The 14025-nt window shown below is 46.6% G+C and carries 16 protein-coding genes; 7 read left to right on the top strand and 9 right to left on the bottom strand.

Annotation, left to right across the window (positions count from 1 at the left end):
- Nucleotides 1–43: 43 nt before the first annotated feature.
- From DFR28_RS01240 to DFR28_RS01225, 4 genes are all read right to left on the bottom strand, one after another.
- Entirely contained in the window at nucleotides 44–925 is an 882-nt protein-coding gene (locus DFR28_RS01240) for a sulfotransferase family protein (protein WP_113952485.1), read from the bottom strand.
- Between the two features lie 65 nt (nucleotides 926–990).
- Nucleotides 991–2391 (bottom strand): phenylacetate--CoA ligase family protein, encoded by a 1401-nt coding sequence (locus tag DFR28_RS01235; RefSeq protein ID WP_113952484.1) that lies wholly within the window; start codon nucleotides 2389–2391, stop codon nucleotides 991–993.
- Between the two features lie 15 nt (nucleotides 2392–2406).
- Entirely contained in the window at nucleotides 2407–2808 is a 402-nt protein-coding gene (locus DFR28_RS01230) for a 6-pyruvoyl trahydropterin synthase family protein (protein WP_113952483.1), read from the bottom strand.
- 35 nt (nucleotides 2809–2843) lie between these two features.
- Entirely contained in the window at nucleotides 2844–3509 is a 666-nt protein-coding gene (locus DFR28_RS01225; RefSeq protein ID WP_113952482.1) for a 7-cyano-7-deazaguanine synthase, read from the bottom strand.
- A gap of 307 nt (nucleotides 3510–3816) precedes the next feature.
- Here DFR28_RS01225 and DFR28_RS01220 point away from each other — a divergent pair, with 307 nt between their 5' ends.
- Nucleotides 3817–6858 (top strand): choice-of-anchor Q domain-containing protein, encoded by a 3042-nt coding sequence (locus DFR28_RS01220; RefSeq protein ID WP_113952481.1) that lies wholly within the window; start codon nucleotides 3817–3819, stop codon nucleotides 6856–6858.
- Nucleotides 6859–6879: 21 nt separating this feature from the next.
- Here the strand turns inward: DFR28_RS01220 and DFR28_RS01215 are convergent, their stop codons facing one another.
- Both DFR28_RS01215 and DFR28_RS01210 read right to left on the bottom strand, forming a co-directional pair.
- Complete coding sequence (locus DFR28_RS01215) at nucleotides 6880–7623, bottom strand: class I SAM-dependent methyltransferase (protein WP_113952480.1); 744 nt, start codon at nucleotides 7621–7623, stop codon at nucleotides 6880–6882.
- Entirely contained in the window at nucleotides 7616–8257 is a 642-nt protein-coding gene (locus DFR28_RS01210) for a 7-cyano-7-deazaguanine synthase (RefSeq protein ID WP_113952479.1), read from the bottom strand. Before DFR28_RS01210 ends, DFR28_RS01215 begins: the two co-directional genes overlap by 8 nt.
- Nucleotides 8258–8466: 209 nt before the next feature.
- Here DFR28_RS01210 and DFR28_RS01205 point away from each other — a divergent pair, with 209 nt between their 5' ends.
- From DFR28_RS01205 to DFR28_RS01195, 3 genes are all read left to right on the top strand, one after another.
- Nucleotides 8467–8739 (top strand): hypothetical protein, encoded by a 273-nt coding sequence (locus DFR28_RS01205; protein WP_113952478.1) that lies wholly within the window; start codon nucleotides 8467–8469, stop codon nucleotides 8737–8739.
- Nucleotides 8740–9053: 314 nt separating this feature from the next.
- Entirely contained in the window at nucleotides 9054–9377 is a 324-nt protein-coding gene (locus tag DFR28_RS01200; RefSeq protein ID WP_113952477.1) for a hypothetical protein, read from the top strand.
- 286 nt (nucleotides 9378–9663) lie between these two features.
- Nucleotides 9664–10419 carry a DUF481 domain-containing protein gene (locus tag DFR28_RS01195; RefSeq protein WP_113952476.1) on the top strand — a complete coding sequence of 252 codons (756 nt, stop codon included), beginning with the start codon at nucleotides 9664–9666 and terminating at the stop codon, nucleotides 10417–10419.
- A 6-nt stretch (nucleotides 10420–10425) separates the two neighbouring features.
- On the opposite strand, the gene DFR28_RS01190 is transcribed toward DFR28_RS01195, so the two are convergent.
- Complete coding sequence (locus tag DFR28_RS01190; RefSeq protein WP_113952475.1) at nucleotides 10426–10920, bottom strand: hypothetical protein; 495 nt, start codon at nucleotides 10918–10920, stop codon at nucleotides 10426–10428.
- Nucleotides 10921–11132: 212 nt separating this feature from the next.
- Between DFR28_RS01190 and DFR28_RS01185 the strand changes: the two genes are divergently transcribed.
- From DFR28_RS01185 to DFR28_RS01175, 3 genes are all read left to right on the top strand, one after another.
- Entirely contained in the window at nucleotides 11133–11336 is a 204-nt protein-coding gene (locus DFR28_RS01185; protein WP_113952474.1) for a ParD-like family protein, read from the top strand.
- Nucleotides 11337–11354: 18 nt separating this feature from the next.
- On the top strand, nucleotides 11355–12134 hold the full coding sequence (gene map, locus DFR28_RS01180) for a type I methionyl aminopeptidase (RefSeq protein WP_425455467.1): 780 nt from the start codon (nucleotides 11355–11357) through the stop codon (nucleotides 12132–12134).
- A gap of 202 nt (nucleotides 12135–12336) precedes the next feature.
- A complete protein-coding gene (locus DFR28_RS01175) occupies nucleotides 12337–12867 on the top strand; it encodes a hemerythrin domain-containing protein (RefSeq protein ID WP_113952473.1) in 531 nt (176 codons plus the stop codon).
- Nucleotides 12868–13022: 155 nt separating this feature from the next.
- Here the strand turns inward: DFR28_RS01175 and DFR28_RS01170 are convergent, their stop codons facing one another.
- Nucleotides 13023–13322 (bottom strand): hypothetical protein, encoded by a 300-nt coding sequence (locus tag DFR28_RS01170; protein WP_113952472.1) that lies wholly within the window; start codon nucleotides 13320–13322, stop codon nucleotides 13023–13025.
- 108 nt (nucleotides 13323–13430) lie between these two features.
- Nucleotides 13431–14015: a thymidine kinase gene (locus DFR28_RS01165; protein WP_113952471.1), complete on the bottom strand. Its 585-nt coding sequence runs from the start codon at nucleotides 14013–14015 to the stop codon at nucleotides 13431–13433.
- Nucleotides 14016–14025: the final 10 nt, after the last annotated feature.

Genomic DNA, 14025 nt, shown 5'->3' with positions numbered 1-14025 from the left:
GTGTTGCTTAGCTGGTTGGTTTTATTGTGACTATGCTGAACTCTCAATTTAGCCATTCAGAAAGGTCTCTATTAAGGAGGGCTTCTAAGTTTCGGACTTCGCTTTGAAAATAGCTGCGTAACAAGCGTTCAGTGCTTGGGTCAAGTGTCGGCCGCTCGCCAGATGCTAGGTTCCAATCTCTGACTCTGTGCCATAGTGAGGCTTGCCTATGGCTTTTTCGGTTACCGCTAAAGCGTGCGCGTAGCCAGTTGGCGACAGTGCCTTCCCCATCAATGAGTGTATGTAGGGCTTTGAACTTTGGCTGGCCAGATGGGTTGTAACGATAGTCCCATTCACCTTGAAAGTGCTCGTCAACGTTCAGAAAATCAAATAGCGCCTGCATCAATGTGTGCGGTTTATTAACTAAGTCATCAAACCAACAGACATGAACTTGGTGCGTGCCGAACAATTCGATGTAGCGTTGTATGTTGTCGCAAACGAGGCCCTGTTTTAGATAGTTGAAGCTGAATTCGCCGCCACGGACAAAGCGAGTGGCTTGTTGTTCCTGAGCTAATGCCTGTTCAAAGCTGTGCTGCTCTAAGCCTTCCCGTACTTCATGCATATAACCGGAATAAGCCCGCACAGTGGGGTCTCGTAAAATTACCACAATCTTGCAATCGGGTAGGGCTTGGTGAATAAGGTTTGGCGATTCGGGGTAGTACAAATAGCCAGTCGACGCTTCGCCTCGGGCAGTATAAGTATCTGTTTTTTCAAAAAGCGTTTCATAGTCGTCTAGCGCCATGGCAGGGTATCCGCACCATTTGGTCGGAGCGAAATGATGCGGCTCTTTTTGGTTAGGCAGAAAGATGTCAGGATGTTGGCTTAGGTAGTGATACAGCGATGTTGTGCCGGCTTTAACGGCGCCAACAATCAAGAAGTTTGGCATCGTCACGTTAATGCTACTCCTGTGTCACTTAAGGCATGTTGTTGTGTGTGAAAACTCACTTTGACTCAGTCCTGTGGTGTGACGTCAGAAATGAAATTCTGAAATTTTTTGCCGGGCTGCTCAATCTTGTCCAACTCTAGAATTGTTAATTTTGCGGGTTTGCCTTTTGCAACAGCACGCCATTTTTGGTGAATTTTAGTCTTTAGTGTTTGGCTGATTGTGCCGTCAACTTTCAACTTAAGACTGAAATTATCGGCCGCTAACTGATGTAACTGATATTGCTTAATCGTGCTCATTTCTTCTGCCGAAGCTTGACCGAAAACTCTTAGTAACCCATCCCAGTAATCCCAAGTGCCAGCTGGCAGGTGGGCGGTTCGTCGGTAACGGCCTTGTAGATTCATAAAGCTTTGCATCGATCGGCCGCACGGACATTGTTCGCTGGGGTATTCCGCAAGATCGTCGGTATCGTAGCGCAACAATGGCATGGCGAGGTTTTGTAATGCCGTGACCAGCAGTTTGCCAGGCTTGCCCGGTTCGCAGGGTTCGCCGTTTGAATCGACAATTTCGATTAAGCAGTTTTCGTTATGCACATGATATTGACCACTTTCGGGGCACTGCATGGCCACTAAGCCGATTTCATTTAAACCATAGTTTTGGTGTACTGATGGCGCTACATGTTGTTCCACAAGGCTGCGCATTCCGTTTGTGAGTTGCTGCGAAATTGACACTGCGCTAACTAATTTGGAACGGTGCTCGGTGTTAGTAAAGCCTAGTGCAATTTGTTCGAGAACCGCGGCCATGGCCATTATATAGCTTGCAGATTGGCCTTGTAGCCATTCCACGATGTAGTCGGTACCGCTGGTATCAGGCAACATAACCATATCGCCAGTCTGAAAGTAGCGGTCAACATATTGCCAGCCTCCAAGTGTGAACGACGATTTAGCGTTGATTAACTCACCGCTTGGTCTGGGTAAGTCGACCGCTGGGCGAACAACGGCCATGGCGTGCGCGGGGTTAAAGCCCCAACTGCGGTATTCGCGTTGTTTTAAGATGCTGAACCACATGATGCTTAGATCGGTGTGTAGCACCTTAATCGGTTGCCCCGTGCTCCCTGAGGTGCTTGCGAAGCCATAGAGTGACTGGTCAACCGGAAGCTGGGTTGACTGTAATTGGTCGGAGTTGTCCTTAATGGTTGCTCGGTCGATTATTGGCAGAATTTTCAGGTTATCCATTCCGCTGAACGATTGAACGTCAATGTCGTGTTGTGCAAAGGCCGCGCGATAGTAGGGCACGGTAGTGGCGCAATACCGTACTAGCTCAGCCAGTCTATTATTGAGGTTGTTTCGTCTTGTGTGGTGATGGATAAACTCGTTTTCTAGCAGGGTCGAAAACTGAGTTAAGTGTTGATGTTTAGGCCATAACTTCCATTTGCGCAATTCTGAACGCTGATATTCTGCGTAGGACATAGCGTCAAACACGCCTCAGCGCAAGAATCGAGCGAAGCTTGTATCGGACTCCCAAAGTGTGACGGACTCTACTGGAAAATTCTGTTGTTCAGCATAGTTGAAAATAAGCTCTGCGATATTCTCAGCGGTCGGGTTTTTGTCCATTAAGTAGAATTTTTCTTGATTGTCGGTCAGCACGGCGACAAGGGGATCGTCTTTGCATAGCAGCATGGTGTGATCAAGGTTGTCATCGATCCAGGTTTTGATTACTGATTTGATATCGCCGAAATCCATCACCATGCCGCGTTCGTCTAGTTGTTCGCTCGCGAGCGTTATTTCTGCTCTGGCGTTATGACCATGCAGGTTTGCGCAGGGGCCCTGATACTTAAGTAAGCGGTGGCCGTAGCAAAAGGAGATTGATTTCAGAATTTGATACATACACTTTATTATTTATTGAATAATTTCAGTTTAGTTCAAGTGGCATAAGGTGTGGCATCTTCAATGCCAAGCCGGTGGTACGCCAACTTTCGCTCTGCGCATTTATTACACCGACCACAGTGTAACCCTTTATGTGGCCTGATACAGGAAAACGTTAAATGTAGCGGAAGCTTGCCCCCAAGCTGCAACACTTGGTCTTTGCTCATATTGGAGAACGGTCTGATTATGTCCATGTTCTGGCCTGAAGAAATTTGTATGGATTGCTCGATTGCTCGATAAAACGCATTGGAGTTATCCGCAAAAGGGTTTCCGGACAAGGGCGCAAGAGCAATTGTGCGTATTCCAGTTAAAGAGCACCAGACGCTGGCTTTTGCCAACAATAGTAGATTTCGACCAGGCAGGAAAACCGCATCATCTTGTGTGTTCTCGTCAGGCACATTATTGCCAGAAACGCTCCAGTGTGACTCGTACATATCAGTCACTGGAAGCTCAAGAATTTTTAGTTCGGCGATATTAGGTCGTGCAACCGCGCATAGAAATCGTGTTAGATGGTCACGTTCGGTGGCTTCCCAGTAGAGACCGTGCTGTATGTAAATCGGGTAGACATGGTAGTTCGAATCGCTTAAATGAACGGCAAGAACGCTGCTGTCAAGTCCGCCACTAACAAGAACGGCGACGTCAGTCACTGCAGAATTATCCATTCAATATAACCAACCCTATATTTATTATGACGGCGTCTCAATTAGGTCTGGCTAATATGTGTGCTGTAGTAGACCAAAGCCAGTATTTGTTTCATTTGCCTGACGATTTTTAACCATATCGCTTGATGAGTCAACGTGGCTGACATTGCTCGAATCATTATCGATTGGTAATCTTCGCGCTTGAACTAGCAAAAATAGTAGGCAGTCGTAAGCTGATTTGCTACAAAACTGCCAAATCTGTCTATCTACTCGGTAATTATTGTCATAATATAAATAAAATTTAAGAATAAAAGCAGCGGATACAAAAATGCCCCCCTTAAATAATTTCCAGAAAAGCTGTATTGCTCTCGCCGTCGGTCAGGCGCTAATTCCAACAAATTTACGTGCGGCAACTATCACGGTTGATGCGCCAGGCTCCATTGACGAGTGCAACTTGTACGATGCTATTGCCTCTGCGAATACGGATTCTGCGGTAGGGTTTTGTGTTGCCGGTAGTGGTGCAGACACTATCGAGTTGTACGCGAATGCTCGCTTTGTATTGGACAATCCTGGTACCGAAGGCTTACTTATTAACAGCGCGGTTACTATCAATGGTAACAACTCTATCATCACTCGAGACACTGCTACGTTGACGGCGAAAAGGCTGATTGATATTGCCGCAGGAGCAGTGGTGACGATTAATGATTTGGCGCTCGATGAAGGGCTTTTGCAAGCTGGCGATGGTGGCGGTGCTGGAATACGTGTCACAGACGCAAGTTTGACTCTCAATAATAGCTCGGTGACTGATAATCGAGTTAATCCAAGTGACCCACCTGAATCGGGTGGTGGTATCTTGGCTAGCGGGTCACACGTTGAGCTGAATTATGTAAATCTCTATCGTAATTCGGCCGGTATTGGCGGTGCGATATCTTTGGTTGGCGGCTCCAGTTTAACCGTGACTCAGTCGTCCGTTAAACGTAACTCTGCTACATACCACGGCGGCGCTATCCACACTACCGGGACGTTGGGTATGTCGATCTCGGGCTCGGATATTCGTCGAAATACAGCGGGATATTCAGGTGGTGCAATCAGCAGTGTTACGGATACCACAATTGCATCGAGCTATTTCAGTCGTAATCGAGCAGGAACAAACGGCGGTGCGATTATAGCGGGTCCAGGTCCGTTAGTTATTTCTGATTCAAACTTTACTGCTAATGAAGCGTATGAGCAAGGTGGCGCCATTGACGTGAATGGAAGTACTACTTTTTCGATGGACAAGACGGCTCTCTCAGACAACTTTATTGGTGGTGAATATGGTAGTCCTTCGTTGGTAGGTGGTGCTGCAATTGCCTTATCGGCGTCCATTAATTCCAGTAATACGATCAGTAACAGTACGGTGTCTGGGAATCTAGTTCGAGCAAACTCAGTTGCGCTTTATGGCGGAGCTATATTGCTTGGTGGAAGTAGCCTGTCAATTGTAAACAGCACGATCGTTGGTGGTGAAGGCGGAGAATTTGGTCCCGACGCGAAAGCAGAGGGAATCTTCGCCTACGATAACTCTTCAGTCGCGCTGATCAATACAGTTATTTCTAAGTCAAATTTCGCTAGTATAGGCGGCGTGCTGGGTAATTCTTACGGCGGTGAACTCAGTTTATGTGACTTTGAAGCTGGATCAAGTCTTAGCCAAAATATCAATAATTTCTTCTCCGATGAGAGTTGCGATGGCGTTGCCGATGGAGACGCTAAATTAAGCCGACTAAAGGTTAAATCCGCGAACGATGGTGGTGAGTTCGCTATTGCTGGTGCAAGCGTGAATACGAGCTACGTGAATTATGGGCGCGCAACACAGACGGTATACCCTGTATATCAATCATTTTATATGCCTCTGTTTGGCAGCCCATTGTTAAACGCTGGCGATGTCACCGTATGCGGGGCTAGCCCGGTTTCTGGTTTTGATCAGCGGGGCCAGGCTCATTCTTCGGGGGCATGCGATATTGGCTCGATTGATGTCTCGATTGGAACGCTGTTGGTCGATAACACTGGTGATGAGATAAGCGATGCTATCAGCGCCTGTACGCTCAGAGATGCGTTGATCAGTACCAGTATTATTGGCGGGGAAGGTGGGGAGGGCGGCGAAATACCTCGTACAGGTAGTACCTGCGACGTAGCCTACGACCTGACTAATATTCGATTTGATTCCGCTGTATTTCCACCCAATGGCAGTTCTATGATCACCTTAGGTGATGAGCTTCCGATAATAGTCTCTGCTGTGAGTGTTCAAGGCCCAAGTCAAAAAGTGGGTGCCCTAAGTATTAGCGGTAATGATGGGGTTCAAGTAATGCGAGCTTACAATGCGGATTTACAGCTGAGTAATTTAACTATATCTAATGGTTCTAGCGGTTTTGCTGGTGGTGGTATTGCAGTGTACGCGAGCGCATTAACCCTCAGTAATGTGATGGTGTCGAATAACACCGCCACCCAGGCAGGGGCAGGTTTGCGCATTTCGTATCAGTCCACCGCATCGCTTACCAACACTACGGTGTCGGCGAACTATTTAACAGGCACTAGTTATAGTGCAAGTGGTGGGGAAGGCGCGGGAATAAGTGCTGCATATTTTAGTAGACTTATTATTGACAAATCTACTATTTCAAGCAACTCGGTCGGCACATTCAGCGGCACAGTTGGGCTGCAAGGCGGTGGTATCGCGCTGAGTTCTGCAGCTATCGCCTCTGTGCGTAACAGTACGATATCTGGTAATCGTGCAGATAATGGTGGGGGAGTCTATGTTACTCAAGGAGGTGAAATGGCCAGCTATAATTCCACTATTTCAAACAATTACGCCATGAGCCAAGGTGGTGGTGTTAATGTCGTTAATGGCGGCGAGCTTTTCGTGCTGAATAGTATTGTTTCGGGCAACCGAAGTGGGCTGGTCGGTAAAGAGGTATCGGTGAATGACTTCGCTAACACGGTGTTCTTCGGTAGTATTTTGGGGGAAGCCAGTAACACATATGTTGACTCGGTATTCACGTCGAGTAGTACGGCTGGCTTTTATAATTCTGATACGAGCTTTGTAGCGACTAGCGATGTTTCCGGTGGTGCGCCTAACCCTGATGCAACGGCATTGAGGTCCATTATTGGTCCGCTGCGTAATAACGGCGGGCGAACCTTTACACACAACTTAGTCAACAATAGTCCGGCTATTGATGCAGGCCAACAGTTCCTTTGTGGAGGCGAGTTTGATTTGCCTCGTGATCAACGAGATTTTTATCGCAATGACGGTGCCTGTGATATTGGCTCAATTGAGTATGTGAAGGACGCTTGCTTTGTCGTACCGATTGCAGGTGGTAAAGCAGTCGTGTTTTGCTTATAGAGTTAGTGTCTAGGAAGTGATCTAGTCGTTTCTGCTTATCGTTGCGCTGATAAACCCTAAGCACCAGTTCACATAAAAATGTGTGCTGGTGCTTTTTGTCCCCAATTTTTCCATTGCGTCATCTATCGCACTATCCTCAGGGTGTTTGTCCATACTAAAGAGCAGCCGAAAATAGTCTCTGGCCTGTTCTCGGTTGCTGAAGATCCAATCAAAATTTTCTTGAGTTAATTCACTTCTGAAGCCGACGCTAACGAGTTCTTGTTGTTCTCGTTGTGGCTGAAGAAAGTCGCCTTGATGGCCTAGGCTATTCCACTGGTCAACAAAGTTGTTTAAGAAGGCGTCCTGCGGGCTATGTTGTAAAATATCACCGATGATCAATTTCCCTTCTGGTTTTAATATACGTTTTAGCTCTTGATAAAATCCAAGCCGGTCCTCAACGTGGTGTAGTGCTGCTAGGCAGATTATGTTGTCGACACTGTTATTCGGCAGTTCGATTAGGGTTTCATCGCAGGTAGTCACATTCGTTTGACCATGCCCGAATGCGCCTGCGAAATCATAGCCCAAGTAATCGAGCCCGTCAGGGAGATACGCTTTTAAATATCCGCCACCAGCCGGAACATCAAGAATGTTATCGCCCTTTTTTAGCTCGAGATATGATAAAGCGGCGAGAAATTCTTGATCACGAGCGTTAGTTTGGAGTTGCATCGCTTGGTGGTAGGATGCGCCGTTTTGTTTAAAAATCTCCGCGTAATATTTTTCAGCCATGCGCTATAAACTCGCTGACTTCCTTGCAGGTGGGGCATTTCTTGCATGGCTCAGCATGCCCACCTGGGCGATATTGTGGATGCCGACAGTACCATGTCGCGCTTTGAACCGGCTCAGGTAGGCTGTCCCAAATCTCTTCTTTGGTCATATTGATGACTGGGAAGATATACTCTGGAATAGTCTCTGGCTCCAATGAATATACCGCGCGATAAATAGTTTGAGCGCGCTCCATTCTCTTTTGAAAATTATCACCGCCTGATTCGACATCGGTCTTAGTGCGGCCCATGGCTACTTGTCGAACGTCTTTGCGAGCCACGCTGATATTGCCGGCGGTGAATGCGCACACATCCATATCGAAAGGGAAGCGGCTAGCTTTTAGCGGTGCAAATCCGGTGGTATTGAATACGCTCTCGGTGTACGTGAAGCCTCTATGTGGATGTTCTGCTTGATAAAAATCGATGATTTTGCGTACTGACTCCATCTCCGCCTGAGCGCGATTTTCTCGATTCTGCAGAATGATGTGGTGCACAATCAATGCGCGGTCGTGAAAGTCTTCATCAGTGATTAGCGTGTGCAGTACTCCGGTCGAGTCTATGCCGCCAGAAAACATACATAAGATGCTCGGTTTGCTCATTAATCCATGTTCCTAACAAGTGGCTTGTTGTTGTAAATATCTGTAGTCATGCAGTGTAAGTGAGACTACAGGCTTGGGTAAAGGGCTACGGGGTACCGCTGAAAATGATGTCAAAGCTTAGCAGAATGACATTTATTTGACATGGGTCAATTTAATTGTTCAAGCATTCGTTATTCTAGAACCTAGTTTACTTTTATTTGGAGTTCAATATGAAAACGACCGCTGATGTTAAAGATAAATACCAATCGCTTATTTCCACTCTCAAGCGCGAGCGTGATGAGTTAAATGTAAAAGTACACCTCGCCAGTATGGAGGTTCGTGACGAATGGAAGGGGGTTGAGGAAAAATGGGAGCACCTGCAGTCCAAAGGTCGTCAGCTCGGCCAAGCGACGGACGAGTCGGCCCACGAATTAGGCGACGCAGTGTCGATCTTAGGCTCTGAGCTTAAAGAAACGTATAAGCGCTTGAAACGCGCGCTCTAGTTATTCGGATTACCCTTCTAGAGGCCTAGCGATTACATCTGGGCCTCGTATTTCATTGATCGTATAGCGCTCTGACTAGATTAGTTAATCGATGTATCGATCGCTGGTTAGCTGTGAGTTGAGTTTCTTGCTTGCTCGGCGGCGTCGATTTAATAAATATAAAAAGTTGATATATCGGATTCTGTTACTAAACTTCTATTAGTGAGCTAAGACTGTTCTTGGTCAGGACTAGTCTTTAAGGACTATTTTGTTGTTTGCCTAATTGTGGTGCAATACTAAATGAGGCGACAACACAGTTTAGGTTGGGGGGAAACATGAATATTGAGGAAATGGACACAAAGTATTTGTCCGCAAAGGCACTCGCGTTGGTTTCAGAGTTTGCCTTAACACTATATCGACTGAATCGTACTATTATCAACGTGGATGCCGATGATGTGTTGTTTCGAGTGTCTGAGCAGGCCATGTTGATGCAGGGCAAAGACGATCGATTACATGCGGTATACAAGCGTTTGAGAGTAGAGTTGCAGCGAAATTTCTTAACTTCGTTGCCGCCATCGAGCGCCGCAGCTTTGCGAAAATTATTGGCAAATCAAGATGCTATCAGTCGACGAGATTCCAATCAGTCGAAACCGCATTAGCTGAAACCGATTCGCCACGGAAAGGCGTAAGTAAAAGGTCTTTGCTGTTTGTGAGGGCAGGGCTTGAAATCAGGCTCGGGTGTCTGCGCACCGATGCAGTCAGTGAGTCCAGGTTAGTTTGCCCTGCTGGGATCTGACGTGGCTTGTTCCAGCTGTTCGCTAAACCAATTGATCTTTCGTCCCGCACGGGTTTATTTTTGTGGCGGATGTGGCACACTACGCGCCGACTAAAATTACCCAAAGCGTCATTTCGATACTTGGGAAACTCTCATACAGATTAAAGATCATGCGAACTAACTTGTTTTTACTACTGCTTACCGTTGCCTCTGCGGCGGCGGCGAATGAACCTCTCGGCTGGTCTGGTCAGGGCGAAGCTGGTATACAAAAGGCTAGCGGTAATACCGACAGCGAGACAGTCAATCTTGGCTTAGCATTTCTTTGGACTAATCAAGATTGGTCTAACGAATTTGATTTGTCAGTATATAAGTCATCTAACAACGGATTGGATTCAGCGAATAGTGTTGAAGCTGGTTATACGCTGAAACGCGAATTGACCGAGCGTAGTAATTTGTTTTTTAGTCTGAGCTATTTGGATGACGAATTCGACGGTTTTAACGAGCAAAGCAGTGTGTCGGCTGGTTACGGTTATAAGGTGTTTGATACCGAAACGCTCACCTGGGAAACCAGTATTGGTGTGGGCTACCGAGATGCTGAGCAAGTGATTTTGCCGGAAATTGGCAGTACTGATGAAATTCAGTTTGTCGATGTTGGTGGTGCCACGGGAGTACTTCGTTCAAAGTTCAAAAAGCAAATCACTGAGAACACTAAGTTTAAATGGAATATTAAGAGTGAGATTGGCTCAGACAATACCTTTGTGCAAAGCGATGCGGCGCTGTTCGTATCTATGAACGCACGATTCTCGCTTAAAGCACAGCTGTTAGTGCGGCACAATACTGACCCCGCGCCGATGCTTGATGAGACTGATACGATTTCGATGCTGAGTTTGGTGTATAACTTCGGTGATCAGCCCAAGGCTGAATAAGCGTGGTTAACGCTGCATTTGGCGAGCCGTTTTTTCAGGCGTCCAGCCCTGTGCCCAGCCGCGGTTAATTCGAATCTTGTTATCTTTGATAATAAAGTAAGCCGCCACGCTGTCGCAGCGGAATTCGGTAAACAGCGCGTTTGAAACCTGATTGACGTAACCGTGGTAAGTCACGCCTTTTAACCATGGCGCACGGTTACGTTCGTTTATTGCTAGAATTACGCGATTAATGATTTCACGACGGTTTAGGTGCGATGCGTGTTTCACCACAAACCCTGCACGGGCGACCGCAGTCAGAAACAAATTGGATTTTGACAATCGGCGCAAATACTTAATTGAACGTTCCCAATTTCCAGCCTCGATGTGTTTCAAAAACGAGCGCATCGCGCGCTTATTAGTATCAGTCAAGGCTTCACGCTCGACATTAATGCGGGGCGGTATTCGCTTATGCAAAACTTCCGCTTCCTCAGAAAAATAGCTAATCGTTCTCAACCCACGCATGCAGTGCCTTCTTTGACTGTTTTAACAATTCGGTTCATTGGCTCGGCGTCATTATAAACCAAATTTGCTTGAACAGGAGGCGACGAGTGCTTGTCGTTCGTCAGGCATCTGGCAAAAATGTCTATTTCCAGAGAATTTTTAACTAGCTCGATTTAGCAAAAATCAGTATTATATGTTTTGTATACGAAACATATAAAGGGTAAGGCTGAATTGTGGGAATACTAAAGATTAGTGATCAACTTCATGACGAAATTAGAGTATCGAGCAAGTCCATGTCGCGTTCGATTAATGCTCAGGCTGAATTTTGGATTCGTTTGGGGCGGTTATGTGAGTTAAACCCAGAGTTAACATACAACGATATTTTACAACAATACCTATTGCCGGCCGTGGCGCCGGATGCTGAGGCTTCTGCCTAAACCATGATGAGAAATAATATAAACCGGCCAATCATTAAGTCGGCTGCGCAAATTGAACAAATGCGTGAGGCGGGCCGTTTGTTGGCGCAAGTATTCGAAATGTTAGACTCGATAGTTGCACCGGGCGTTACCACGATGCAGATAAACGATGCGGCAACTGACTATATTCGGCAGCATCTGCGGGCGCGACCGGCCAGTATTGGTCAGTACAACTACCCGTTTGCGCTGAATGCATCAATTAATCATGAGGTATGTCATGGCATGCCAAGTGCTCAGCGCAAATTGCAATCGAGCGATATCGTCAATTTTGATATTACGCTAGAGAAGAATGGGTATATCGCCGATTCCAGCAAGATGTATACGCTACCTGACGCACCAGATAATGCCGTGCGCTTGGTCGAGCAAACTTATCAAGCGATGTTGCAGGGCATACGGTCAGTGCGTCCGGGTGCAACATTAGGTGACATAGGCTTTGCGATTCAGCGACACGCGGAGTTAGCTGGCTACAGTGTGGTGCGTGAATATTGTGGCCATGGGATTGGGCGTGAAATGCATGAGGAACCTCAAGTTTTACACTATGGTCGACCTAGTACGGGCCTAGTTTTAAAGCCCGGTATGACGTTCACTATTGAGCCCATGATCAATATGGGTGGGCGACATACAAAGCTACAGAAAGATGGTTGGACCGTAGTTACGCGTGACAACAAGCCGTCAGCCCAATGGGAGCATACGGTGTTAGTAACCAATCGTGGTTTCGAGGTATTGACGCAGCGTGCTGAAGAGTCGATTTCAGTCTGAGTTTTGTAAATAGTTGGTTAATAGTTGACCTTCGGTTCAATAGTGGTTCCTGCAAAATGTTGATTTTTATCACATTTTTTGAACATTTCTGGTGTATATTCGTTTGACGAGCTCGGTTGGGAAGCTCGCTTTAGATTTAATTACACGGCGCGTGTTGCATGATCAGCGTCCGAGTTAACCAGAAAAAACAGGATACCCAACCATGTTAGAAAAATTGATAGAACGCCTTTCTCCCGACAAGGCCACACCGGTTAGTCGAGAAGTGGTTAATACTCCATTAAGCCAAATTCCTTCAACTACCCAATTTGCCCCCAATACTAAAATAGCCTACAAACCCAAGCTCGTGCCGCTGCTTGAACAACAGCACCGAGATTTAATGGCAGTCTATTGGAAGACTTTGACGGCTGCGCAAAACCATAAAAATGAGCTAACCAGGCAATATCTAATCGAATTTAAGGATCTTTTAGTCGGACACTTATTGCAGGAAAACACCTCGCTTTATATATATCTGCGTAACTCGGCGCGTAAGCCGAGCCAGAAAGAAGCGGTTACCGCGATCAAAACTGAAATGGATAAGTTGGCGCGCGGTATTAAGCAGTTTTTGGATAAATCCATTAAAAAAACTGACTACGACGCGGATTTTGTCGAGCGCTTGAAGCTGGTTGGTGATGCTCTTCTTGAGCGTATCGAGAAGGAGGAGGCGTATGTTTATCCGAATTATGTGGCGAATTAGCGTGCCGTGTAGATGATAGGCAATAAGCGCGAATTGGTTTCGCTTGGAAAGTTTTGCTGAGGCGTGGGATTGCTAGTTGTCAGTTCTGATTGAGTGTCTCTGCTAGATGGCTGTGATTAAAATCATCGACAGCCATCTGCTTTGAACCACCAGCATTAGATTGCTGAGCCGGCGCTAGCGTCAATGCTAACTTTGTTCGTGTTGCCTTTTGCTAACTTGTCAGAAAAACTTTCGACCATAAGCTCGACTGAGTCTTCAATGGCTGATTGTGCGATGTTAAGGCTATACACTTCAAAGTTGGCAGCATCGCCATTTGAAACGACATACACAGTGTCAATTTTATGGTCGCTCGTAGTGTTGCCGGCGATCGTATGGCTAGTGATGTCGCTTGCCATCGACGTGGCGCTAATAAGTAAGCTTGAGATCATGGTTAAGCTAAGAACTAGGTGTTTCATTTTTTTGCTCCAATCTATTTACGAAATACCGTAATTGGTGTTTCTATAAAGTTAGATGCCTGACTGGCCAAAGTGGATTCAAAAAAATGATTTTTTTTGTTTAGCTGATTACTCGACTGTTTTATAGGCGCTTTTAAAATGGCGGCGACACAGCGAAACGTAGCGATCATTGCCGCCAATTTCGACTTGAGAGCCCTGCTGGATAACTTCACCTTGTTGGTCGACGCGTACCACCATATTGGCTTTGCTACCACAGTGGCAAATCGTCTTTAACTCGACCAGTACATCGGCCCAGGCCAGTAACCACTGGCTGCCATTAAATAGATGCCCTTGGAAGTCGGTTCGGATGCCGTAGCACAACACAGGAATGCCTAATTCGTCACACACCTCGCTGAGTTGCCAGACTTGGTCTTGACTTAAGAATTGTGCCTCGTCAACCAACACGCAATGGATGGGTGTTTCGGAGTGACGTTGCGTGACGTGTTTAAACAGGTCATCACCATCCGAAAACAGGTCGGCGCTTTGCGACAAGCCAATTCGTGAGCTGACCTTGCCCTTGCCGTAACGATCATCAAACGCCGCGGTTAGCAACAAGGTATGCATGCCGCGTTCTCGGTAGTTGAAACTGGACTGCAGCAGCGTCGTAGACTTACCCGCATTCATGGTCGAGTAGTAAAAGTAGAGTTTTGCCATGCGTTAATAC

The organism is Arenicella xantha, from assembly GCF_003315245.1.
GTDB lineage: Bacteria > Pseudomonadota > Gammaproteobacteria > Arenicellales > Arenicellaceae > Arenicella > Arenicella xantha.
Note: the sequence above shows the minus strand (reverse complement) of the source record. Positions and strands in the feature narration are given on the sequence as shown.